Source organism: Streptomyces sp. NPDC099050, assembly GCF_044759865.1.
GTDB lineage: Bacteria > Actinomycetota > Actinomycetes > Streptomycetales > Streptomycetaceae > Streptomyces.
On record NZ_JBIWAE010000013.1, the window covers coordinates 209,537 to 233,411 of the forward strand.

Genomic DNA, 23,875 nt, shown 5'->3' on the forward strand with positions numbered 1-23,875 from the left:
CCGGGCGACCGACGCACGCCGGGCCGCACACCGCCGGTGCCCGCCGCACCCGCACGCACACCACCCGTACCACCGAGGAGATCCACCCGTGAGCGACCACCACGCCGAGCGGCACATCGCGTGGAGCGAGCCCGACGCACACGAGGCCCCGGCAACGGCACCGGCCCCGGCCCCGGTACAGGCCCACGGGCCCGCCCAGGGCCCGGCCACCACCCCCGTCACCCCGGCCGACGCCGCGGACGCGGCCCGGCTCGTCGCGTTCGGGCTCCAGCCCAAGCTGCTGCCCGCCCGCGACGCCGAGTACGCCGAACTGCTGCGCCGCTACCGCGAGGACCCCGCCTTCGCCCGACTCGCGGACGCCGTCGCCACCGGCCTCGGCCTCGTCGTCCTGGAGGTCTCCTCCCGCGCCGGCATGGCCGTGGCCGCCGGTGAGGACTCGGTCTTCGCCGTCCGCATGGGCGACTACGCCCGCCGCACGACCGCCGACTCCGCGGACCGCTTCCTGCACGGGCTCGCCCACCTCGCCGTGGCGGCCCTTGCCTTTCCGCGACCCGAGGACCTCGCCGACGACGGCTACATCGGCCGGATCACCGTCAACGGCGTGGACGCCTTCGTCCGGCAGACCTGCCGCCGCCTGGAGGAGCGCGCCGAGGAACTCGGCGAGAACACCGACCCGGCCTCCGACGCCCCCGGCCTGGAGGCCGCCTGGCGGGTCTACGCCCGCCGCAGCGCGACCGGCGCCACCAAGGACGCCCGCCGGCTGGCCGGTTCCACCACCGGCATCGTCGGCAAGGCCGCCGCCTTCCTCACCGACTCCGGCTTCCTCCAGCGCACCGGGGACGAGGCCGGAGGCACGTACCGCACCACCCCCCGCTACCAGCTCCAGGTCCGCGACATGGCGGGCAGCGCGGCCATGGCCGAGCTCCTCGACCTGGGCGTCGTCCCCGTCAGCGACGGCTCTGCCAGCCTCCTGCCGCCGCCCGAGGGCGACGACCTCGAACTCGCGGCCGACGCGGGCCTGCCCTTCCACGCCTAGCCCGCGCACGCGCCCCGCGTCCCGCCACCCGCCCTGCGCCCCGCGCCCCGCCACCCGTCCCCGTACGACCTACGAAAGACCACGAGAGTCCGCCGCCATGTACGAGCTGTCCCGGATCCGCCTCTACTCCATCGGGCCCGCCGGCGCGCGCTACGCCGACACCGTGCTCGACCTGCGCGGAGTCGGTGAGCCGGTGCCCCACCCGGCGCCCACCCAGGCGGAGTTCTTCGAGGACGAGCCCACCGGCCCCCCGCGCCGCCCCGCGCCCGCCGGCGTGCTCTTCCTGGAGAACGGCGGCGGCAAGTCCGTCCTGCTCAAGCTGATCTTCTCGGTCATGCTGCCCGGCCACCGCAACACCCTGGGCGGCGCCAGTTCCGGCGTCCTGCGCAAGTTCCTGCTGGCCGACGACTGCGGCCACGTGGCGCTGGAATGGCAGCACACCCAGACCGGCGAGTGCGTGGTCGTCGGCAAGGTCAGCGAGTGGCGCGGCCGCCAAGTCTCCAACGACCCCCGCAAGTTCGCCGAGGCCTGGTACTCCTTCCGCCCCGGCCCGGGCCTCAGCCTGGACAACCTCCCGGTGGCCGAGGCCACTTCGGTACGCCCGCCCGTGGAAGGCGCCTCCGGCGCCCAGGGGCGGCGCCGCACCATGAAGGGCTTCCGCGACGCCCTGACCGAGGCGGGCAAGGCGTACCCGCACCTCGAGGTGTACTTCGAGGAGATCCACGACCGCTGGAACGAGCACCTCACCGAGGTCGGCCTCGACCCCGAACTCTTCCGCTACCAGCGCGAGATGAACGCCGACGAGGGCGAGGCCGCCGGCCTCTTCGCGGTCAAGAAGGACTCCGACTTCACCGACCTCCTGCTGCGCGCCGTCACCGACACCCGGGACACGGACGGCCTCGCCGACCTCGTCCACGGCTTCGGCAACAAGCTCGGCCGCCGCGCCGAGCTGATGGCCGAACGGGAGTTCACCGCGGGTTCGGTGGACCTCCTCACGAAGATCGTCGAAGCCACCGCCGCCCGTTCCCGGCTCCGCGACGTCCACGCCGGCGCCGAACGCCGTACGCGCACCCTCGCCCGCCGCCTGTCCGCCCGCGCCGGCGAGGAGCGCGGCCGCGCCGCCGACCTCGCGCAGCGCGTCACCGGCGCCGCCCACCAGGTCACCGCCGCCGAATCCGCGCGCGCCCGCAGCGCCGCCGTCTCGGCCGAACTTGCCTACCGGCACGCCTCGCTGGCCCTGACCGTCGCCGACAAGGCCGCCGCCGCGCAGCGCCGCGAACTCCTCGAAGCCCGTACCCTGCACTCCGCCTGGCAGGCCGCCGAGCACGTCCTGCGCCACCGCTCCGCCGCCGACCGCTCGGCTCGGGTCGCCGCCGCGATCCTGGAGGCCGAGCGGGACGCCGCCCCGGCGCTCGCCGCCCGGGCCACCGCCGCCACCGAGCTCGTACGGGCCCTGCACGCCGCCGCCGAGCGGGGGGAGCGGGCCGCCAACGAGGAGGAGGAGCGTTCCGCCGTCCTCCAGGAGACCGGCGAGTCCTCCCACCGGGCCGCCACCGCCGCCGCCACGGCCGCCCAGCGGGCCCGCAGCGAGGCCGAGCACCTGCGCGCCCGCCTCGCCGAGGTGCAGCAGGAGACCGCCGAAGCCGTCCGGGCCGGCTGGCTCGACGACTCCGCCCCCGACGCCGACCCGGCCCGCGCCGCCCTGGCCGCCGCCGACGCGGAGAAGACGGCCGTGGCCGCCTGGGACGAGTCCCGCGAGGCTTCCCGCGCCGCCGCCGAGGCCGCCCGAGAGGCCGCCGCGGTGGAATCCCGCGCGGAACTCACCGCCGCCCGCGCGGCCGACGCCGCCGACGCCGCCGAGGCCGCGCACGACGCCGAGCACCGGGCCGCCGCCTCCCTCGCCTCCGCACCGCGCCTGGCGGCCCTCCTGGGCGCCCCGTCGGCCCCCGACCCCGCTCGCCCGCCCCTGCGCGCCCACGGCGGTACGCCGGCCGGCGGATCCGGGCCCGATGCCACGGGGCAGGGCTCCGGGGCCAACAGCTCCGCCGAGGGCCGGAGCCCCGGATCGGCAGGGCCCGCCGGAGGCGACGGCCACGCCGCCCCCGGCGCCGCCGACGGCCGGAACACTGGCGCCGCGGCCGTCCCCGCCGGATGGCTCACCGTCGAGGACCTGGACCGGGGCGCCGACGACCTGCGCACCCTGCTCACCGACGGAGTCGCCGCCGCCGAACGCCAGCTCTTCGACCTGCGCACCGCCGCCGCCGACGACTCCCGCATCCTCGGCGCCCTCGGCGACGGCGGCCTGCTGCCGCCCGGCCCCGACGTCCTGGCCACCGTCGAGTTCCTCGGCGAGCACGGCATCCCGGCCCTCCCGGGCTGGCGCTACCTCGCCCAGTCCGTGGACCCGGCCGACCACGCCGCCGTCCTCGCCGCCCGCCCCGAACTCGTCGACGGCGTGGTCATCACCGACCCCGACACCCACTCCCGGGCCCGCGAGGTCCTCTCCGGCGCCGCGCTGCTGCCCCGCTCCACCGTCGCCGTCGGCACCGCGGCGGCCCTGCTGGCGCCGGTTCCCCCGGCCGGCGACGCCACCGGGTCCGGCATCTACGGCATTTTCATCGTTACGCCGAACCCGGCCATGCACGACGAGCACGCCGCCGACGAGGAGCGCCAGGCGCTGCGCGCCCGGGCCACGGCCCGCGACACCGAGATCCGCGAGCTCGCCGCCCGCCTGTCCGGCGACCGCGAGCTCGCCGCCCGGCTGCTGTCCTGGCGCACCGGCTGCCCGCCCGGCCGTCTCGCCGAGCTCGCGGAGCAGGCCGCCGCCGCCCGCGGCTTCGCCGAGGAGACGGACGCCGAGCTCGCGGAGGCCCGTACCGTACGCGCCGAGGCCGACGAGGCCGCCGCCGACGCCGCCCGGGTCCGCGACGAGCGCCAGGACACCGCGCAGCGCGCCCGCCGGGTCGCGGACGCCCTCGCGGGCCTCGCCTACCGGCTGCGCGAGCGCGCCGGCTGGCAGACCAAGCTGCGCGAACTCGCCGACGAGGCGGCCGAGTCCGAGGCCCGTGCCGAGGTCTGCCTCGACCGGGCCCGGGCCGCCGACGAGGACCGCCGCGCCGCCCAGCGCGCCGCCGACGATGCCCGCCGCACCGCCCGCGCCCTGCGCGCCGAGCGCGCCGAGATCGCCGGGGCCCCCGATCCGCTGCCCGAGGATGACGGCACGCCCAAGGCGCCGCTCCCGGCGCTGCGCGAGGCCTACCGCGCCGCCTCCCAGCTCTACGAGAAGGTCGGCGTCGGCGCCGACCTGCGCTCCGAGCAGGCCCGCGCCGAGAGCGACGAGTCCGTGGCCCTCGCCGAACTGGACCGCCTCACCAACAAGGTCCGTACCCGCGCCGCCCAGCTCCTCGAAGGCACCGACGGAGCCGACGGCCCCTCCCGGCAGGCCGCGGCCGCCCGCGCCGAAGCCCTCGTACAGATGCTGGAGACCCGCGCCTCCACCGCGAGCGAGCAACTCGGGCGGCTGCGCGGCGAGGCCGAACGGCACGCACCCGCCGAGGGCGAGGCGCACACCGAACTGCCCGAGGAGCTGATCCCCGACAACGTCGAGGACGCCCAGGCCAGGCTCCGCACGGCCACCGCCCAACTCGCCGCCCACACCGCCGCCGTGGAGTCCGCCCGCGCGGCCCACGCCGACCTGCTGCGCTCCCACCGCACCGCCGAGGAGGGCGCGGGCGGCTTCGACGAGACCGCGGCCATGCTCCGGGACCTGCTGCGGGACCACACCCACCAGGAGGACGAGCAGGAGCCGGTGGCCCACCCGGGCAGCCTGGAGGAGGCCCGCCAGTCGGCCACCGAGGCCCGCCGCTCGCTACGGGCCTGCGCCGCCGACCTGTCGGCCGCCGAGGCCGCCGTCCGCGAGGCGAGCGACATCCTGGTCCGGCACGCCAACGCCAACCGCTACGAACAGGTGCGCACCCCCGCGCGCCAGCAGATCCGCGAACTGCCCGCCTCCGCCCTGCCCGAGCACGCGGCCGCCTGGGCCGTCGCCTTCGCGCCCCGGCTGCGCGTCCTCACCGACGAGCTGGCGCAGCTGGAGCGCAACCGCGACAGCATCGTGGACCGGCTGCGCGGCCTCGTGGAATCGGCCCTGGCCACCCTGCGCTCCGCCCAGCGGCTCTCCCAGCTCCCCGAGGGCCTGGGGGAGTGGTCGGGCCAGGAGTTCCTGCGCATCCGCTTCGAGGAGCCCGACCAGGCCACCCTCACCGAGCGGCTCGGAGAGGTCATCGACGAGGCGACCCGCGGCGCCCTGAAGAAGAGCAGCACCGCCACCTTCGGCGAAGGCCGCCGCGACGGCATGTCGCTGCTGCTGCACGGGGTTTCGGCGGCCCTGGAGCCCAAGGGCATCGCGGTGGAGATCCTCAAGCCCGACGCGGTGCTCCGCGCCGAGCGGGTCCCGGTGGGCCAGATGGGCGACGTGTTCTCGGGCGGACAGCTGCTGACCGCCGCGATCGCGCTCTACTGCACGATGGCGGCGCTGCGCAGCAACGACCGGGGCCGCGACAAGCACCGGCACGCGGGCACGCTCTTCCTCGACAACCCGATCGGGCGCGCGAACGCCACGTACCTGCTGGAACTCCAGCGGGCCGTCTCGGACGCGCTCGGCGTCCAGCTGCTGTACACCACGGGCCTGTTCGACACCACGGCCCTCGCCGAGTTCCCGCTGGTCATCCGGCTGCGCAACGACGCCGACCTGCGCGCGGGGCTCAAGTACATCAGCGTCGAGGAACACCTGCGCCCGGGCCTGCCCCAGCAGTTCGCGGACGGGGAGACGATCCACGGCGAGATCACGGCGACCCGCATGTACCGCCGGAGCTCCGCTTCCTCTTGACGCGCCGCTCGCACGGCTCGGCCCTGGCGGGCCACTCCTTCTTGACGCGCCGCTCGCACGGCTCGGCCCTGGCGGGCCTCCCCGGCTTCGCGCCGCTGCGCCGGACTCCGTCCGGCGGGCCCGGGGCACCGGCGCGGGGGTGCGGCGCGGGGGTGCGGGCGCCTCAGCCCCGCCGGGGCCCGGCCCGCCGACGAGGCGGCGGGGCCGCCTCAGCCCCGCCCGGGGGTGCCCGTGGGCGGCGGCCAGATGCCCGTCGACTCGCCCCGCACCGGTACGCGGGGCGGCAGCGGCGGCGCCGAGCGGGCCTCCCGGCGCGCCCTGCGGCGCTCACGGCGCCGCCCCCGCGCCGTACTGCTGGGCTCCGAGAGGACTCCGTGGCGCTGGTTCCACGCCTGGCGGGTGATCAGTACGTCGAGCACGCCCCACGTGGCCACGACGGTCCCCGCTATCGCGCCCAGCGACATCGGAAGGGCCAGCCAGGAGCCGGTGACCGTCAGGAAGAAGGCGATCGTCGCCTCCGTCAGCGTCACGGCGACGATCAGCACCGCCCGCACGGCGGATCTGCGCACCGGGTCCGGCATGCGTCGCCGCCCCGCGGGCTGGTCCACCCACAGGGCCCGCCCCCGCCCGCCCCCCGGCCCCGCGCCGTCGTCCTCGTACCTCTTCACCATGGTCGGCTCCCTGCCCTCTACGCGGCCGCTCATGCCCGCCCCGAACAGGTAGACGCACGAAGGGGCCGAGAGATTCCCGGATCCCGGACGCGCCGGAGGCCCCGGAGTGTCGCGGAACGAAGAATTCCAGCCATCCATTCCGCTACGGGAACCGAGGCCCCACGGCGTGCCATCTGCCACATATCGGGCCGCACTTCCCCGGAGCATTCGGACAACTCGTGATCTTCGCCCGGGGGTCAGGCCGAAAACGTCCGGACAGGCCTTCGAAGGTTCCCTGTGGCAGTAGTAGGCTCACGCCGTTTAAATGACGGAACACCAACGCCCGGTAACGGGGTTGAGCTGGGGAGGCTGGGGAGGCCATGCGCTTTCGCGGGAAGTCCATCCGCCGGAAGATCGTGGCGTTGCTCCTTGTGCCGCTCGTCTCCCTGACCGCCCTCTGGGGCTTCGCTACGGTGATCACCGGCCGGCAGGCCGTCCAACTGCTCGGTGTCGCCTACGTCATCGACAAGGTCGGCTACCCCGTCGAGGACGTCGTCCGCGTCATCCAGAAGGAACGCCGCCAGACCCTCGTGGTCATCGGCGACCCGCGCGCCTCCAACGCCACCACCGAGCTCGCCAAGAGCCGCGCGGCCACCGACGAGGCGGTGGAGAGGATCTCCACCGACGCCCGGGATCCCGAAGTCGTCGACGAACTCACCCCGGCCACCGCCGCGCACCTGAGCTCCATCCTCGAAGCCTTCCACGGCATCGGAGCGCTGCGCGGCGCGGTGGACGGCGGCTCCGTCGACACCAACCAGGCACTGGAGCTCTACAACCGGCTCGTGGACCCCTGCTACGACTTCCTGATGAACCTCCACGCGCTCCAGGACGTGGAGATGGACAAGCAGGGCCGCGCCCTCGTCGGCGTCACCCGCGCCCGCGAGACGCTCTCGCGCGAGGACGCCCTCGTCGCGGGGGCCCTCGCCGCCCGCAACGTGAGCCAGTCGGACATCCGGCGCGTCTCCGACCTCGTGGCCAACCGCAAGCTGCTCTACGAGTTCAACCTCGCGATCCTCCCGGCCGCCGACCGGGAGCAGTTCGAGCAGTACTGGAACAACCCGGAGAGCCGCGCCCTGCGCGAGGCAGAGGAACGATTCCTCGTCCAGGGTCCGACCCACAGCCCGCGCAACGTGCCCGTGCCCCAGTGGGACGAGGCCGCCGGAAAGGTGCTCGGCGACCTCGCCGTCATGGGCACCGCCGCGGGCGACCGCTACCAGAAGCGCGTCGAACCCGTCGCCATGGACGTCCTGGTCCAGGCCGCCCTCGCCGGCGTGCTCGGGTTCATCGCCCTCGTCGTCTCCCTGGTGCTGTCCGTGCGCATCGGCCGCGACCTGATCCGCGACCTGTCCCGGCTCCGCAAGGAGGCCCACGAGGTCTCCGGCATCCGCCTCCCGGGCGTGATGCGCCGCCTCGCCGCGGGCGAGCACGTGGACGTGGAGACCGAGGCCCCCCGCCTGGAGTACGAGAAGGACGAGGTCGGCCAGGTCGGCCAGGCCCTCAACTCCCTCCAGCGCGCGGCCATCGAGGCCGCCGTCAAACAGTCCGAGCTCCGTCGCGGGGTGTCCGAGGTGTTCGTGAACCTGGCCCGCCGCAACCAGGTGCTGCTGCACCGCCAGCTCACCCTGCTCGACACCATGGAGCGGCGCACCGAGGACACCGAGGAGCTCGCCGACCTCTTCCGCCTCGACCACATGACCACCCGCATGCGCCGCCATGCCGAGGGCCTGGTGATCCTCTCCGGCGCCGCGCCCTCCCGCCAGTGGCGCAAGCCCGTCCAGCTGATGGACGTCGTACGGGCCGCCGTCGCCGAGGTGGAGGACTACGAGCGGATCGAGGTGCGCCGGCTGCCGCGCCTGGGCATCGCCGGCCCGGCCGTCGCCGACGTCACCCACCTCATCGCCGAACTCCTGGAGAACGCCACCGTCTTCTCCCCGCCGCACACGGGGGTCCAGGTCCTCGGCGAGCGCGTGGCCAACGGCTTCACCCTGGAGATCCACGACCGCGGCCTCGGCATGACCCCCGAGGCGCTCTTCGACGCGAACCTCCGGCTCACCGAGACCTCCGAGTTCGAACTCTCCGACACCGACCGGCTCGGCCTGTTCGTCGTCAGCCGCCTCGCGCACCGCCGCGAGGTCAAGGTGCGCCTCCAGATCAGCCCCTACGGAGGCACCACCGCGGTGGTCTTCCTCCCGGTGGCCCTGCTGACGGAGGCCCCCGACACCAACGGCACCGGCATCCGGCTGGCCGGTGGCAGGGCGGCCGGCGGCCCGGTCGGCTCCGCCCGTCCGAAGGCCGTCGCGGAGCGGGGCGGCGGCGACCGCCGGCTGCCGGCCGGCGCCGAACTGCGCGGCCCCGTCGAGCTGGAGGCCCCGATCGGCATGCTGGGGCTGGACGAGCCCGTCCCGGCCCCGGAGGACGTCCCCACGGGCATCGCGGGCTCCAACGGAACGATCGGGCTCACCGGGCTCAGCGGGCTCTCCGGAGCCAAGGGCAGGCCCGCCATGGCCACCCTCGACGACGAGACCCCGCCGAACGGCATCTCGCGCAACTCCCTGCTCGGACTGCGACCGGCCGCCCGCCCCCACACCGACAAGCACACCGACCGCGGCGGCCCCCGCAAGGGCGACCGCAGCGCGGACCGCATGGGCGAGCGGCCCGCCGACGGCTCCGGCGACCGTACGGGCCTCTGGAAGGGCGACCGTTCCACCGACGCCCCCGCCGAGCGGGCCGGCGCCCGGCTGGGCGACCGCGACTCCGCCCGGGACGGCTTCCGCGACCGCGACCGTGGCCACCGGGAGCGGGAGCCCCTGCCCCCCACCGGCCCGGTCCGCCTGGAACCGGCGCGAGCGGAATCCGCCCGCCCCGACGGCGCCCGTTCGCCCGGCGCGGTCCCGCTCCCGCGGCGGCGCCCCACCCCGACCCTGGTGGCCGAGCACGGCCGCCGCGTGGAGCCCCGCCCCGTCTCGGCGGTCCCGGACGCGCAGGCGGGCCCGGTCCCGAGCGGCCCGGCGCACCCCGCGGCCGCTTCCCCCGGAGCGACCCTGCCCCGGCGGATCCGCCAGGCCAGCCTCGCGCCCCAGCTCAAGGACGCCCCGGCCCCGGCGGCCGCCGAGGCCGCCGCCGACCCGGTGGCCGACCGCGACGCCGAGGACGTGCGCCGGCGCATGTCCTCCCTCCAGCGCGGCTGGACCGCAGGCCGCGACCACCACGCGCGGCAGCAGGCGGACCGGACCGAGCAGGCGGACCGGACCGAGCCGGCGGCACGGACCGAGCAGGCCGAACGGACCGAGCGGGCGCCATCGGCGGTACGGTCCGCCGACCAGACGCAGCATGCCCAGCGACACGCACCACACCAGTCCGTGACCGAGGCCGGCACCCCTGCCGCCACCGGTCCCGGATGCGAGAGCGAAGGGGACGGTCGATGACCGCACCGCAGTCCGGCAACGACACCAGGGGCCGTGGTTCCGGCCCCCTCAACTGGCTCCTCGACGAGCTCGTCGACCGGGTCGCCAGCATCCGCAAGGCCGTGGTCCTCTCCGGGGACGGCCTGCCCACCGGCAGCTCCAAGGACCTCACCCGGGAGGACAGCGAGCACCTGGCCGCCGTGGCCTCCGGCTTCCACAGCCTCGCCAAGGGCGTCGGCCGCCACTTCGACTCCGGCAGGGTCCGCCAGACCGTGGTCGAACTGGACGAGGCGTTCCTCTTCGTCATGGCGGCCGGCGACGGAAGCTGTCTGGCGGTGCTCGCCGACGCCGACTCAGACGTCGGCCAGGTCGCGTACGAGATGACCCTCATGGTCAAGCGGGTCGGTGACCACCTGGCGACCGCCCCGCGCACCGGGCTGCCCGCCGGAGGGTGAGTCGGACGGCATGAGCGATCCAGGCCAGGACCCCCCGGCCCACCCCCGAGGCACCGCTGCGGGCTCCGACGCCGCGGCCGACCAGTGGTTCGACGACGACGCCGGTCCGGTGGTGCGTCCGTACGCGATGACCCGCGGGCGGACCAGCCACGCCGGACAGCACCGCCTCGACCTGATCGCGCTGGTGGTCGCGGAATCCGCGGCCGACGACCCGGTCTGGGACACGACCCTGTCCCCGGAACACGCCGACATCCTCGGACTCTGCCTGCTCCGCCCGCAGTCCGTGGCGGAGATCGCGGCCGAACTCGACCTCGCGGTCGGGGTCGTACGCGTCCTGATCGGAGACCTCGTCGACGACGAACTGGTGCACGTGACCCGGCCGGTCCCCCCGGCCGAACTGCCCGACGAATCCATTCTGCGTGAGGTGATCGATGGCCTTCGGGCGCTCTAGCCGCACCGGCGCCATGCATGCCGTGACGCCGGTCGAGCCGCTGACCCTGAAAATCCTGGTCGCGGGCGGTTTCGGGGTGGGCAAGACCACCCTGGTCAGTGCGGTGAGCGAGATCAGACCGCTCCGGACGGAGGAACGCCTCTCCGAGCCGGGCCGAGGCATCGACGACACCCGGGGGGTGGAGGGCAAGAGCACCACCACGGTGGCCATGGACTTCGGGCGCATCACGCTGCGCGAGGACCTGGTGCTGTACCTGTTCGGCACCCCCGGACAGGACCGCTTCTGGTTCCTGTGGGACGAGCTGGCCCAGGGTTCGCTCGGCGCCGTCGTCCTCGCGGACACCCGGCGCCTCTCCGACTGCTTCGCCGCCATCGACTACTTCGAGCGCCGCGAGATCCCCTTCGTGGTCGCCGTGAACTGCTTCGAGGGAGCCGAGCAGTACCCGGTGGTGGCCGTACGGGCAGCCCTGGACCTCACCCCCGAGGTGCCGGTGCTGCTGTGCGACGCACGCGACCGTGAATCGGTGAAGGACGTCCTGGTGGGAGTCGTGGAACACGCGATGACCCTGGCCAGAGCCCGCCGCGCGAGCCTGACGACGCCCTAGCCGGCGTCCCGCGTCCTCGCGCACCGGGCCGCGACGTGGAGGCGGCCCGTACCCCCGCCGACTGGGGTACGGGCCGCAGCTCTCATGGGGGGATCCGGGTGTCCCGGTGGCGGCGCGGGACCGTGGAGAGAGTGTGAACCCGCCACTGGGGGCCGTCAAGCGTTCGGACAGCAGCCGCTGTTCAGCGGCCCACCGGGAACGGAGCGACCACGGGGGGACCGTTCAGCGCACGGCGACGACCGCCGATCCGTGCCCGAACAGGCCCTGGTTCGCGGTGATTCCGGCCCGCGCCCCCGGCACCTGCCGCTCACCGGCCGTGCCCCGGAGCTGCCAGGTCAGCTCGCACACCTGGGCGATGGCCTGCGCCGGCACGGCTTCCCCGAACGACGCAAGGCCACCACTGGTGTTGACGGGGATCCGCCCGCCGAGCGCGGTCGCGCCCTCGCGTACGAGCTTGGCCCCCTCGCCCTCCCCGCACAGGCCCATGTCCTCGTACCACTCCAGCTCCAGCGCGGTCGACAGGTCGTAGACCTCGGCGAGCGAGAGGTCGTCCGGCCCGAGCCCCGCCTCCTCGTAGGCGGCCCGCGCGATCGAGGCCCGGAAGGAGCCGGCGGTCGCCGCGACGGCCGTCACCGAGTCGGTGGCGATGTCCGGCAGGTCCAGGACGGTACGGGGATACGTGGGCGTCACCGTGGACACGGCCCGGATCCGCACCGGGTCCGCGGCCCCCCGCGAGCGCGCGAAGTCCATGCTGCTCAGCACCAGCGCCGCGCCCCCGTCGGAGGTGGCGCAGATGTCGAGCAGCCGCAGCGGATCGGCGACGATCGCCGAGGCGGCCACCTCCTCGGCCGTCACGGCCTTGCGGTAGCGGGCGTTCGGGTTCAGCAGCCCGGCCGCCGCGTTCTTCACCTTGACCTGCGCGAAATCCTCACCGGTGTCCCCGTACAGGGCCATGCGGCGGCGGGCGTACAGCGCGAAGTACGCCGGGTTCGTGGCCCCCAGGACCCGGAAGCGCAGCCAGTCCGGGTCGTCCGGCCGGTCGCCGCCCGCGGGCGCGAAGAACCCCTTCGGGGCGGCGTCCGCCCCGACCACCAGCACCACGTCGGCGAGCCCGGCCAGGATCTGCGCCCGGGCCGCGCCGATGGCCTGGGCGCCGGACGCGCAGGCCGCGTACACGCTGGTCACGCGGGCGCCCTGCCAGCCCAGCGCCTGCGCGAAGGTGGCTCCGGCCACGTAGCCGGGGTAGCCCGACCGGACGGTGTCGGCCCCCACGATGGACTGAACGTCGGTCCAGTCCAGCCCGGCGTCGGCGAGCGCGGCCCGCGCGGCGGCCCGCCCGTACTCGACGAAGCTGCGGCCCCACTTGCCCCACGGGTGCATGCCGGCCCCGAGGACGGCGATGTCGGTGCTCACAGTTCCACCCCCACGGGCCGGAACCGCCAGGTGGTCCACTCGGTGCCGTCGGGGTCCACGTTCAGCACGCCGCCGACCACCTCGACCTCCATCCCGACCGCCAGATCGCCGACTCCCACCCCGGGCACCGTCTGCCCCAGCACGACCATCCCCTCGGCCTCCAGCTCCACGGCGACCAGGGTGTACGGGGTCCAGGGCGCGTCCGGGTCGGACACGTACGGCGCGGGCGGCCGGTACCGCCCGTCGGTGTAGGACCAGACCCGGCCGCGCGGGGACAGCGGGGTTTCGGCGAGCTCGCCGCCGCCCGGGCAGTGCGGATTGCGGCAGTACGCGTCCTCGCGCGGGAAGAACACGGCGGCGCAGGCGGAGCACCGGGTGCCGAGCAACCGGAACCCGCCGTACCCGCCGTCCGTGTCGTCCGAGCCGTCCCCGGTGAACCACCCGCTGACCACGGGTGTGCGTGTGCGTTCCAAGACCCCTCCCGAAACAGGCATCTGACGATCCGTCAGGAGTCTGTCAGGGAACGCTCGGGAACGCACCCCCGGGGCCGCACTCCTCGCACGGGTTCTCGGCGAGCCACTTCCGCGCGATCTCGCCGAGCTCCGCGTCCCGCCCGGCCAGCATCATCCGGATCATCTGCGCGTCCCCGCGCAGCGACCATCCCGGATTGCCGAAGCTGGCGGGGTTGTTCCGCTCGATCAGGAAGTGCGCCGGCCACGCGGTTCCGTACCCGATCAGGGGGAGCGCGGCGATGTACCGCTTCCGGCCGCGGGCCAGCCCGTAGGCCGTGAGCGCGAGGCCGGTGAGGGTGCCGGTGAGGTGGATCCAGCGGGTGGCGGCGCGGGAGTGCATGGCGACGTAGTAGGGCCAGAACTCCTCGTACGAACTGAATGTCATGCGGGCACGGTACTCAGCGGTGAACGGAGGCGACAGAGACGGGAAAATCGAAATGCGTGACCGGGAACGCCTCCGGTGCGTACGTGAAATGCCACCACTCCTGGGGCAGGTTCACGAACCCCTGCCGGCCGAGCACCCGCTTGAGGAGATCCCGGTGTTCGCGGGCCGCCCCCGTCACCCGCGGGCTGTCGGTGTACGCGAGGGGGTCGAAGAAGTCGAAGGGGGTCCCCATGTCGAGGGCCCCCCGGCCGAGCTCCGTCAAGGTCACGTCGACGGTGCTGCCGCGGCTGTGCCCGGACCGCTCGGCGATGTACCCCTCCGGGATCAGCCGGTCCTTGGCCACCTCGGGATAGAACTCCGCCTTGGCCGACTGATCGGACCCGTCCCGGGCCCACCGCACGAACCGGTCGACGGCCCGCTGCGGCCGGTAACAGTCGTACACCAGCAGCGAGTACCCGCGGCGCAGCACCTCGCGCTGCGCCCGCCGCAGCGCCTCGGCGGCGGGCCGGGCGAGCAGGCAGACGGGCTCGTCGTAGCCGTCCACGACCGATCCGGTGAAATTGCGGGGCGTGGCGTACCGCATCTCCTGCCCGATGCTCGCGTCCACCTCGGCAACGGCCACGAACCCGACGGCCGACGAGGCCCGCCCGCCGGGGCCGCCGGTCGCCCCGGTGCCACGGGTCGCACCGGTGGCACGGGTCGCACCGGTCGCACCAAGCCCACCAGGCCCACCGGGCGCGGCCCGGGACGCGGCCACCACTCCGGTCCGCGAGGCGGGACCACCCGCCCCCGCCCCCGCCCCCACCGTCCCCGGCGCGGCCACCGCCGCCAGCACACCCAGCAGCCCGCCCACGCATCCCGCGACAACCGCCGTCCGCATGCCCCTTGGCATACCATCGCCGCATGCCGGCGCACCTGAAGGACTCGCACTGCTCCGCCTGTGGAACCCTGTTCGATTCGGCCGACTGGCCCCGTACCTGCCCCTCGTGCGGTGCGGTCGCCTACCGCAACCCCCTCCCGGTCGCCGTGGCCCTGCTCCCCGTGGAGGACGAGCTCGGCACCGGCCTGGTGGTCATCACCCGCACCATCGAGCCCGCCCTCGGCGCCGTCGCCCTGCCCGGCGGATTCATGGACTTCGGCGAGGACTGGCGCGAGTCGGTCGTCCGCGAACTCCGCGAGGAGACCGGCATCCACGCCCCGGCCTCCGAGGTCGCCCTCGCCGACACCCTCAGCTCCCCGGCCGGCCACCTGCTCGTCTTCGGCCTCCTGCCCGTCCGCCCGGCCGCGTCCCTCCCGGCGTCGGTCCCGACGGACGAGACCACCGGCTGGCACGTCCTGCGCGGCCCGGAGCAACTGGCCTTCCCGCTCCACACGAAGGCCGCCGCGGCATGGTTCGACGGCCGTTACCCGCACCAGGCCTAGGCCGGGACCCCGACCGACCCCCGACACCTCAAAGCCCCCGCAGCACCACCCCGTTCACCCGCTCCCCGGCCTCGTCCTCCACCACCACCGCGTCCCCGGCCCACCGCACCACGTACCGTTCCACCTCGACCGGCTCGAAGCCCGGCCCCGGGTCCCGGATCACCACCCCGCCGCCCGTGCGGCCCCGCGCCGGAGCCCACGCCTCCAGGGCCACCGACCCGTCGGCCGCCCGCACCGGCAGCAGCGAGCCGGCCCGCGCCAGTACCGGGATCCGGTCCGCCGGGGCGTCCAGCAGGATCTGGCCCGGCCCCTCGTACGCCCGGCCCGTCGCCGTGTCGTACCAGCGCCCGCGCGGGAGCCGCACCGCCCGCCGGTCCGACCCGCACTCCAGCACCGGCGCCACCAGCAGGGCGTCACCCAGCAGGAACGCGTCCTCGCAGTCCCGCAGCGCGCGGTCCTCCGGAGCCCCCCACCACAGCGGCCGCACGTACGGCGCCCCGGTCCTGCGCGCCATGTGCGCCAGCGTCACGAAGTACGGGCGCAGCCGCTCCCGTTCCGTCAGCACGGCCCGCGCGGCCCGGGCGGTCTCCTCCCCGAACTCCCACGGCTCCCTGCGCCCGGCCCAGATCGCCGAATGGGTCCGGAACAGCGGCAGGTAGGAGCCCAGTTGCAGCCACCGCAGGTACAACTCCGGTGAGGGCGAGCCCCAGAAGCCGCCGATGTCCGGCCCCGAGTACGGCACCCCGCACAGCCCGAGGCCCAGTACCAGCGCCAGCGAGGCCCGCAGCCCGTCCCAGCTGCTCTCCACGTCACCCGACCACGTGCCCCCGTACCGCTGCATCCCCGCCCACCCCGACCGGGAGAAGAGGAACGGCCGCTCGGCCGGGCGCAGCCGTACGAGTCCCTCCCAGCCCGCGCGCGCCATGGCGAGGGCGTACACGTTGTGCGCCTCCCGGTGGTCCCCGCCGGCCCCGTCCAGCGCGTGCCGCGCCGAGCGGGGGAGCGTCCGGTCCCCGAACGGGGCGAAGGACACCGGCTCGTTCATGTCGTGCCAGACCCCGGCGAAGCCCTGTGCGAGCCGCTCCCCGTACAGCCCGCCCCACCACCGCCGCACCGCCGGATCCGTGAAGTCCGGGTACGCGCACTCGCCCGGCCACACCTCGCCGCGGACCTCCCGCCCCGCCGCGTCCCGTACGAAGGCCCCGTGCGCGCCGACCGCGAGCCCCGCGGCGTGCAGCGGGTCGCCCGCCTTCACCGCCGGGTCGACGATGGAGACCAGCCGGACACCGCCGTCCGCCAACTCCTGCGCCAGTCCCGGCAGATCGGGAAACCGTTCGCGGTCCACGGTGAACACCCGGTGGCCGTCGTAGTGGTCGATGTCCAGATGGACGGCCGACAGCGGCAGCCCCCGCTCGGCGTACCCCGCCACGATCCGGCGCACCTCCGCCGCACTCCCGAACCCCCACCGCGCGTGCTGGTACCCGAGGGCCCACTCCGGCGGCACGGCGGCCCCGCCCGTCAGTCCGGACCAGCCCTGCAGCACGCGCCCGGGCGGCCCCACCAGTACCCAGCACCGCAAGGGACCGCCCTCCATGCGCAGTTCGCAGGAGCCCGGCCGGTCCGCCCCCGAGCCCGCTCCCTCCTCGCCCTCCCGCAACACCACCCGCCCGTCCCAGGAGTTGTCGTGGAACACCAGGTGCGTGCCCGCGTCCGCGACCACCAACTGCACCGGCATCGTGATGTACAAGGGCTCCTCGCCGGAGCCGGACCCGAACCCACCCTTGGGATCGGTGTTCCACAGCCGATAGCTCCCGTCCCGCAACCGCGGCCCCACCGCCCGCCCGCCCAGCCCGAACACCCGCGCGTCCGCCGCCACCTCGCTCCGCAACAGCCACCGCGCGCCCCCGCCGCCCGCCCCGCAGGCTTCGCCCGCGTCCGGGTCCGCGCCCCCGGTGCCGGCGCGACGGTCCGCTCCCTCGGCCCGGTCCCCACCGCCGGCCCCGCCGTCCGCTCCGCCCCCGCTCCCCGGCCCGGCCGCGTCCCCCTCGACCCGGGCGGAGCCCACCCGCTCCCACCACCGCGGCGGCTGATCCCGCCGCAGCACCGTCCCGCCGGGTGTGCGCACCTCCACCGCCCCGTGCCGGGACACCGCCACCGTCACCCGCTCCGACACCACCCGCCAGCCGCCGTCGGTGTCCGGCTCCAGCTCGGCGCGGGGATCGGGCTCCGGTCCGCTGCCGACCACCGCGTACGAGGGCGTCGGCGCGGCACCGTCCCAGCCCCAGAACACCGCTCCGCCCACGGTGACCCGTACCAGTAGCTCCGAACGGGTGAACCGGAGCACTCCACCGCCCGGCCGGGCCTCCGTACCGGTCAGCAGACCCGGCACCCGCGCCCGCTCCGCGCCCCGGGGCGCGAGCCCCGCCGCGTCCACGCGCCGGTTGCGCCAGGCCGAGCGCCAGGCACGCCGCCCCCGCTCGCCGCCGAGGTCCTTCACCGCACGCACCAGCCCACGACCGTCCATGGCGCAACCCTGCCACCGCGACCCGCCCCAGAAGGCGCCGTTCAACTGCCGTTCACCCACAAAAGGATCACGGCCGAGCGCCGATGACGGCTCTGGTGCGGATGTCGATCACATGGCATCGTCCCTGTGAGCCCCCGTGCGCACACCCCGCGCGCGGTGGCACCGTACGAACACCACACGCCACACCAGACGCCACACCACGCCACGCCCACGAGGCGCGAACCGCAGACGTGACCGGGAGCCGACGCATGACCGCAGCAGCCACCTCCTCCGAGCCCCTCTGGTCCCCGGGCCCCGACCGGATCGCCGCGGCCCGGATCACCGCCTTCCAGGCCTGGGCCGCCGAACACCACGGTGCCCCCGCGGACGGCGGTTACCCGGCCCTGCACAGCTGGTCCGTCGACGCGCTGGACAGCTTCTGGCAGGCCGTCGCCGAGTGGTTCGACGTACGCTTCACCACCCCGTACGAGGCCGTCCTCGCGGACCGGTCCATGCCCGGCGCGGTCTGGTTCAAGGGCGCCACCCTCAACTACGCCGAGCACGCCCTGCGCGCCGCCGAGGACCCGGCCCGCGCCGCCGACGCGGCGCTGCTCCACGTGGACGAGACCCACGAGCCCACCCCCGTCACCTGGGCCGAGCTCCGCCGCCAGGTCGGCGCGCTCGCCGCGGAACTGCGCGCCCTGGGCGTGCGCCCCGGCGACCGGGTCAGCGGCTACCTCCCCAACATCCCCGAGGCCGTCGCCGCGCTCCTCGCCACCGCCGCCGTCGGCGCCGTCTGGACCTCCTGCGCCCCCGATTTCGGCGCCCGCAGCGTCCTGGACCGCTTCCAGCAGGTGGAGCCGGTGGTCCTCTTCACCGTGGACGGCTACCGCTACGGCGGCAAGGAACACGACCGCCGCGACACCGTCGCCGAACTGCGCGCCGAGCTCCCCTCGCTGCGCGCCGTCGTGCACATCCCGCTGCTCGGTACGCAGGCCCCCGCGGGCGCCCTCGACTGGTCGGCGCTCACCGCGGGCGACGCGGAGCCGGTCTTCGAGCCGGTCCCCTTCGACCACCCGCTCTGGGTCCTCTACTCCTCCGGCACCACCGGCCTGCCCAAGGCCATCGTCCAGTCGCAGGGAGGCATCCTCCTCGAACACCTCAAGCAGCTCGGCCTGCACTGCGACCTGGGCCCCGAGGACCGCTTCTTCTGGTACACCTCCACCGGCTGGATGATGTGGAACTTCCTCGTCTCCGGCCTGCTCACCGGCACCACCGTCGTGCTCTACGACGGCAGCCCGGGCTTCCCCGACACCGGCGCCCAATGGCGCATCGCGGAGCGGACCAAAGCCACCCTCTACGGGACTTCCGCCGCCTACGTGATGGCCTGCCGCAAGGCGGAGGTCCACCCCTCCCGCGACTTCGACCTCTCCTCAGTGAAGTGCGTGGCCACCACCGGATCCCCCCTGCCGCCCGACGGCTTCCGCTGGCTCCACGACGAGGTGGCCGAAGACCTCTGGATCGCCTCCGTCAGCGGCGGCACCGACGTCTGCAGCTGCTTCGCCGGCGCCGTACCCACCCTCCCGGTGCACATCGGCGAACTCCAGGCCGCCTGCCTGGGCACGGACCTCCAGGCTTGGGACCCCTCCGGCAAGCCCGTGACCGGCGAGGTCGGCGAGCTCGTCGTCACCAACCCCATGCCGTCCATGCCGATCCGCTTCTGGAACGACCCCGACGGCAGCCGCTACCGCGACAGCTACTTCGAGATGTTCCCCGGCGTCTGGCGCCACGGGGACTGGATCACGATCACCGATCACGGCTCCGTCGTCATCCACGGCCGCTCCGACTCCACCCTGAACCGCCAGGGCGTCCGGATGGGCTCCGCGGACATCTACGAGGCCGTCGAGCGACTCCCAGAGATCAAGGAATCCCTGGTCATCGGCCTGGAAGAGCCGAACGGCGGGTACTGGATGCCGCTCTTCGTCCACCTCGCGCCCGGCGCCGTCCTCGACGACGCCCTCCGCTCCAGGATCAAGACCACGATCCGTGAGGAACTCTCCCCGCGCCACGTCCCCGACGAGATCATCGAGGTCCCGGGCATCCCGCACACCCTCACCGGCAAGCGCATCGAGGTCCCGGTCAAGCGCCTCCTCCAGGGCGCCCCCATGGCCAAGGCGGTCAATCCCGGCTCGGTCGACAACCTCGACCTCCTGCACTTCTACGAGGAGCTCGCCCGCACCCGCGGCTGACGCGAGAGGCCACTGTCAGTGGCGACGATTACTCTGAGTGAGCAAGTGATCGCGTCACTCAGGGGGAACCATGCGCCGCTCGAACGACACCGGAACCCGCACCACCCCACCGCGCCCCGCCCGCGCCGGCAGGCGCCGCACCCTGCGCCGCGAAGTCCCCAGCACCGTCGGCCTCCTGGCCGACGCCGGGGACTTCGCGGCCATGCGCGGGTACCGCAGCTTCGCCTTCGACGACCACCGCGACTACCTGGACCACGTGGACCGGCTGCTCCGCTCCCTCGCGGCGCAGGGCATCCACACCACGGTCGCCCTGTTCGATCCGGTGGAGTACGCCGACTTCTGCGCGGACCGCGGACTGGACCCGGACTCCGCCGGATCCCGGACCCGCTTCACCGCCGAACTGGGCGGCGCCGCCGGCGGCCTCCCGTATGCCGGCCAGCCCATCGACGAACTGGTCCCGCTCCTCGTGGACGCGGCCGTCCGGCAGGCCACCTGGGAGTACGCGAGCTCGCTGCTGGCCGAAGTGGGCCGCTGCGCCGACTGCGGCGAGGACATCGGGACGGCCTCCCTGGAGCGCGCAGCCGAAGCGCTCCGGCGCCTGGTCGACGGGGCCGGCCCGGGCCACCACCACCTGGTGTGCAGCGTCCCGGCGCAGGACGAACAGCTCGTGGCGGTGCTGCACGCCGACACCGGCGACGGCCCCCGCGGCCGGCCCCGCGTGGACGGCCGCGACGGCCTGGACTTCGTGACCGTCCTCGCCGCGGGCCTGGCCCTCGGCGGACCCGGGGGGCTGGTCCTGCGCACCACCGAGGGGGACCGGGACCGCGTCCACGGCTGGCGCCTGGACCGCGGCCGCCTGGTACCCCTCTCGGCCGCGGCCGTCTTCAACGCCTACTGCACCGACGCCGACACCGGAGAGCCCGTGGGCCCCGAGCCCGGCGTCGAGTACTGCCCCGGCTACGAGGTGGACGAACCGGGCCCGCACCACTGAGCCGGGCGTACCCCGCCCACCCGGCAACGGCCGAGGGGCCCCCGCCACCGGCGAAGGCCCCTCGACGTCGGTCTTCTCGAACTACTCGCCGGACAGGACCGCCTGGGCGGCCACCCGGGCCTCCTCGGCGGTGTCCGCGGCGCGCGCGGCGGCAGCCGCACGCTCGCACTGCGCGAGGGAGTACTTGGCCAGCGTCGCCCGCACGTAGGGAATCGAAGCGGCACCCATCGAGAGAGAGGTGACACCCAGCCCCGTCAGCACACAGGCCAGCAGCGGGTCGGAGGCGGCCTCGCCACAGACGCCACAGCTCTTGCCCTCGGCCTTGGCGGCCTCGGCCGACATGGCGATCAGGTCGAGCAGCGCGGGCTGCCACGGGTCCTGCAGCCGCGATACGGCACCGACCTGACGGTCGGCGGCGAAGGCGTACTGGGCCAGGTCGTTGGTGCCCAGCGAGAGGAACTCGACCTCCTGGAGGATCGAGCGCGCCCGCAGCGCGGCGGAGGGGATCTCCACCATCGCACCGAACTTCGCCTTCAGACCCGCCTCGCGGCACGCGTCCGCGAACGCCTTGGCGTCGATGCGGTCGGCCACCATCGGGGCCATGACCTCGAGGTAGACCGGCAGCCCCTCGGCGGCCTTGGCCAGCGCGGTGAGCTGCGTACGCAGCACGTCCGGGTGGTCGAGCAGCGAACGCAAGCCCCGGACACCCAGAGCCGGGTTCGGCTCGTCGGCCGGGGTCAGGAAGTCCAGCGGCTTGTCGGCGCCGGCATCCAGAACGCGTACGACGACACGACCCTCGGGGAAGGCTTCGAGCACCTTGCGGTACGACTCGATCTGCTTTTCCTCGGTCGGCGCGTGCTTGCTGTCGTCGAGGAAGAGGAACTCGGTGCGGAACAGGCCCACACCCTCGGCCCCGGCATCGACGGCCGCCGGCACGTCCGCCGGACCGCCGATGTTGGCCAGCAGCGGCACCTTGTGACCGTCGGAGGTGGCACCCGGACCGGAGGAAGCGGAGAGGGCGGCCTTGCGCTCGGCGGCCGCGGCCTCCAGCTCGGCCCGCTTCGCCGCGCTCGGCTCCACGAACAGGTCACCGGTGCTGCCGTCGACGGCGATGACCGTACCCTCGGCGATCTCACTGGCACCCGGCAGCGCCACGATGGCCGGCACGCCCAGCGCCCGCGCGAGGATCGCGCTGTGGCTGGTCGGGCCGCCTTCCTCGGTCACGAAACCGAGGACCAGCGCCGGGTCGAGCAGAGCGGTGTCGGCGGGAGCCAGGTCCCGCGCGATCAGCACGTACGGCTCGTCACTGTCGGGCACACCCGGCATCGGCACGCCGAGCAGGCGCGCGACGATGCGGTTGCGCACGTCGTCCAGGTCGGCCACACGGCCGGCCATGTACTCACCGGCACCGGCGAGCAGGTCACGGTAGGCGGCGAACGCGTCGTACACACCGCGCTCGGCGGTGCTGCCGACGGTGATCCGCCGGTCGACGTCCGCCATGAGCTCGGGGTCCGTGGCGATCATCGCCTGGGCCTCGAGCACGTGCTGGGCCTCGCCACCGGCCAGCTGGCCCCGGGCGATCAGGTCGGCCGATACAGCTTCCACGGCCTGACGGGCGCGCCCCTGCTCGCGCTCCGCCTCGTCCGCGGTGATCTGCTTCGCCGGCGGTTCGAGAACCGCCGTGCCCATGTGCCGAACCTCGCCGATCGCCACACCGTGGCTCACGCCGACGCCTCGCAGCGTTGTCTCCATTTCACCTGTCTCCGATTGAGCGGCGGGTCCACCTGCCGCGTTGGATGTGCCAGTGCGTCTAGAAGGGGAGGTCACTGCCAGCCGAAGAGAGCGTCCCCGGCCTTGACGTCTCCGGCCTCGACCACGCCGGACAGGGAGTCGGCAGTCGCTTCAAGTGCCACGACGGGGCAGATGGGGGACTTGCCGGCGGCCTCGACCGCGGCGGGGTCCCAACGAATGACCTCCTGGCCGCGGGTCACGGTGTCGCCCTTGCTGACGAGCAGCTCGAAGCCCTCGCCGTTGAGCTGAACGGTGTCGATGCCCAGGTGCGTGAGCACTCCGTGGCCTTCGCTGTCGACGACGACGTACGCGTGCGGGTGCAGGGAGACGACTACACCGTCTACGGGGGACACCGCCGCCGAAGGCTCGCGCACGGGATCGATCGCGGTGCCCGGTCCCACCATCGCGCCGGAGAACACCGGATCGGGCACTGCCGCGAGTCCGATGGCGGTCCCGGCAAGTGGGGACGTCACGCTGGTCATGGGGGCCTCCCAGGGGTGGGGCTTCGTCGTGTCGCCGTCACTACCTGTCGCGAACGGCGTACTCTCCAGAAGGATAAGTCACAAGATGTTCGGGTTCGCCCGATGTTGGTCCCGAACCGGACTGGTCCTTCGGCACGGAGACTAGTGGACTAGACCGGTGGACTAGACCATACGCCTGAATCGATTTGCCTGGTCTCTGGTGGACCTGTACTGTCGTGACTCCCGCCAGGAGGCCCCGCGTGAACATTTCGCGAACGGCCGATGGACGGGAATCCTCCTCTCTCTAGTTCTGATCTTGATCTGATCCTCTTTCCGCATGCCCATTCGGCAAGCCGGAGAGTGGTCAGGGAGAAAGAAAAGGACTGATAGAGTCGGACTCGCCGGAAAGGGAAAGCGCGAAAGCGGATGACCTGGAAGGCGGAAAACAAGCGAGACAGACTCTGATAGAGTCTGAAACGCAAGAACAGCACAGAATAGAACGAAAGCCCGGAGGAAAACCCGCGAGGGTGAGTACAAAGGAAGCGTCCGTTCCTTGAGAACTCAACAGCGTGCCAAAAATCAACGCCAAAAAGTTGATAC

At 74.1% G+C, this 23,875-nt stretch carries 17 protein-coding genes; 9 read left to right on the plus strand and 8 right to left on the minus strand.

Features of this window, described 5'->3' with window-relative positions; genetic code table 11:
- The first annotated feature begins 88 nt into the window (after window positions 1-88).
- Together ACIQV3_RS23010 and ACIQV3_RS23015 are read left to right on the plus strand one after the other, a co-directional pair.
- Window positions 89-1,036, plus strand: coding sequence for a hypothetical protein (locus ACIQV3_RS23010; RefSeq protein WP_403714560.1), 948 nt, complete (start codon window positions 89-91; stop codon window positions 1,034-1,036).
- 97 nt (window positions 1,037-1,133) lie between these two features.
- On the plus strand, window positions 1,134-5,924 hold the full coding sequence (locus ACIQV3_RS23015) for a hypothetical protein (RefSeq protein WP_403714562.1): 4,791 nt from the start codon (window positions 1,134-1,136) through the stop codon (window positions 5,922-5,924).
- Between the two features lie 209 nt (window positions 5,925-6,133).
- Here ACIQV3_RS23015 and ACIQV3_RS23020 read toward each other — a convergent pair whose 3' ends face one another.
- Window positions 6,134-6,595, minus strand: coding sequence for a hypothetical protein (locus tag ACIQV3_RS23020; RefSeq protein ID WP_403714564.1), 462 nt, complete (start codon window positions 6,593-6,595; stop codon window positions 6,134-6,136).
- Window positions 6,596-6,954: 359 nt separating this feature from the next.
- Between ACIQV3_RS23020 and ACIQV3_RS23025 the strand changes: the two genes are divergently transcribed.
- From ACIQV3_RS23025 to ACIQV3_RS23040, 4 genes are read left to right on the plus strand one after another with little or no spacing between them, the layout of a single operon-like run.
- A complete protein-coding gene (locus tag ACIQV3_RS23025; RefSeq protein ID WP_403714566.1) occupies window positions 6,955-10,059 on the plus strand; it encodes a nitrate- and nitrite sensing domain-containing protein in 3,105 nt (1,034 codons plus the stop codon).
- On the plus strand, window positions 10,056-10,493 hold the full coding sequence (locus ACIQV3_RS23030) for a roadblock/LC7 domain-containing protein (protein WP_243341589.1): 438 nt from the start codon (window positions 10,056-10,058) through the stop codon (window positions 10,491-10,493). Before ACIQV3_RS23025 ends, ACIQV3_RS23030 begins: the two co-directional genes overlap by 4 nt.
- Before the next feature lie 10 nt (window positions 10,494-10,503).
- Entirely contained in the window at window positions 10,504-10,944 is a 441-nt protein-coding gene (locus ACIQV3_RS23035; protein WP_403714568.1) for a DUF742 domain-containing protein, read from the plus strand.
- Complete coding sequence (locus ACIQV3_RS23040) at window positions 10,925-11,548, plus strand: GTP-binding protein (protein WP_403714570.1); 624 nt, start codon at window positions 10,925-10,927, stop codon at window positions 11,546-11,548. The genes ACIQV3_RS23035 and ACIQV3_RS23040 overlap by 20 nt, the downstream gene beginning before the upstream one ends.
- A gap of 222 nt (window positions 11,549-11,770) precedes the next feature.
- On the opposite strand, the gene ACIQV3_RS23045 is transcribed toward ACIQV3_RS23040, so the two are convergent.
- Genes ACIQV3_RS23045 through ACIQV3_RS23060 form a run of 4 tightly spaced genes read right to left on the minus strand, consistent with a single transcriptional unit; the run spans window position 11,771 to window position 14,738 of the window.
- Window positions 11,771-12,961 (minus strand): lipid-transfer protein, encoded by a 1,191-nt coding sequence (locus ACIQV3_RS23045; protein WP_403714572.1) that lies wholly within the window; start codon window positions 12,959-12,961, stop codon window positions 11,771-11,773.
- Window positions 12,958-13,434, minus strand: coding sequence for a Zn-ribbon domain-containing OB-fold protein (locus tag ACIQV3_RS23050; RefSeq protein ID WP_403714573.1), 477 nt, complete (start codon window positions 13,432-13,434; stop codon window positions 12,958-12,960). Before ACIQV3_RS23050 ends, ACIQV3_RS23045 begins: the two co-directional genes overlap by 4 nt.
- A gap of 43 nt (window positions 13,435-13,477) precedes the next feature.
- On the minus strand, window positions 13,478-13,858 hold the full coding sequence (locus ACIQV3_RS23055; RefSeq protein ID WP_403714576.1) for an Mpo1-like protein: 381 nt from the start codon (window positions 13,856-13,858) through the stop codon (window positions 13,478-13,480).
- A gap of 13 nt (window positions 13,859-13,871) precedes the next feature.
- Entirely contained in the window at window positions 13,872-14,738 is an 867-nt protein-coding gene (locus ACIQV3_RS23060) for a M15 family metallopeptidase (protein WP_403714578.1), read from the minus strand.
- A 23-nt stretch (window positions 14,739-14,761) separates the two neighbouring features.
- On the opposite strand from ACIQV3_RS23060, the gene ACIQV3_RS23065 reads away from it, so the two are divergent.
- Complete coding sequence (locus ACIQV3_RS23065) at window positions 14,762-15,280, plus strand: NUDIX domain-containing protein (protein WP_403714581.1); 519 nt, start codon at window positions 14,762-14,764, stop codon at window positions 15,278-15,280.
- Window positions 15,281-15,308: 28 nt separating this feature from the next.
- Here the strand turns inward: ACIQV3_RS23065 and ACIQV3_RS23070 are convergent, their stop codons facing one another.
- Window positions 15,309-17,804, minus strand: coding sequence for a glycoside hydrolase family 31 protein (locus ACIQV3_RS23070; RefSeq protein WP_403714583.1), 2,496 nt, complete (start codon window positions 17,802-17,804; stop codon window positions 15,309-15,311).
- 248 nt (window positions 17,805-18,052) lie between these two features.
- Between ACIQV3_RS23070 and ACIQV3_RS23075 the strand changes: the two genes are divergently transcribed.
- The gene (locus ACIQV3_RS23075) at window positions 18,053-20,032 is read left to right on the plus strand and encodes an acetoacetate--CoA ligase (RefSeq protein WP_403714585.1); all 1,980 of its coding nucleotides are present in this window, start codon (window positions 18,053-18,055) and stop codon (window positions 20,030-20,032) included.
- A gap of 70 nt (window positions 20,033-20,102) precedes the next feature.
- On the plus strand, window positions 20,103-21,023 hold the full coding sequence (locus tag ACIQV3_RS23080) for a hypothetical protein (RefSeq protein WP_403714587.1): 921 nt from the start codon (window positions 20,103-20,105) through the stop codon (window positions 21,021-21,023).
- An 81-nt stretch (window positions 21,024-21,104) separates the two neighbouring features.
- On the opposite strand, the gene ptsP is transcribed toward ACIQV3_RS23080, so the two are convergent.
- Both ptsP and ACIQV3_RS23090 read right to left on the minus strand, forming a co-directional pair.
- Window positions 21,105-22,775: a phosphoenolpyruvate--protein phosphotransferase gene (ptsP, locus tag ACIQV3_RS23085; RefSeq protein WP_403714589.1), complete on the minus strand. Its 1,671-nt coding sequence runs from the start codon at window positions 22,773-22,775 to the stop codon at window positions 21,105-21,107.
- A 71-nt stretch (window positions 22,776-22,846) separates the two neighbouring features.
- Window positions 22,847-23,296 carry a PTS glucose transporter subunit IIA gene (locus tag ACIQV3_RS23090; RefSeq protein WP_403714591.1) on the minus strand — a complete coding sequence of 150 codons (450 nt, stop codon included), beginning with the start codon at window positions 23,294-23,296 and terminating at the stop codon, window positions 22,847-22,849.
- Window positions 23,297-23,875 lie beyond the last annotated feature (579 nt).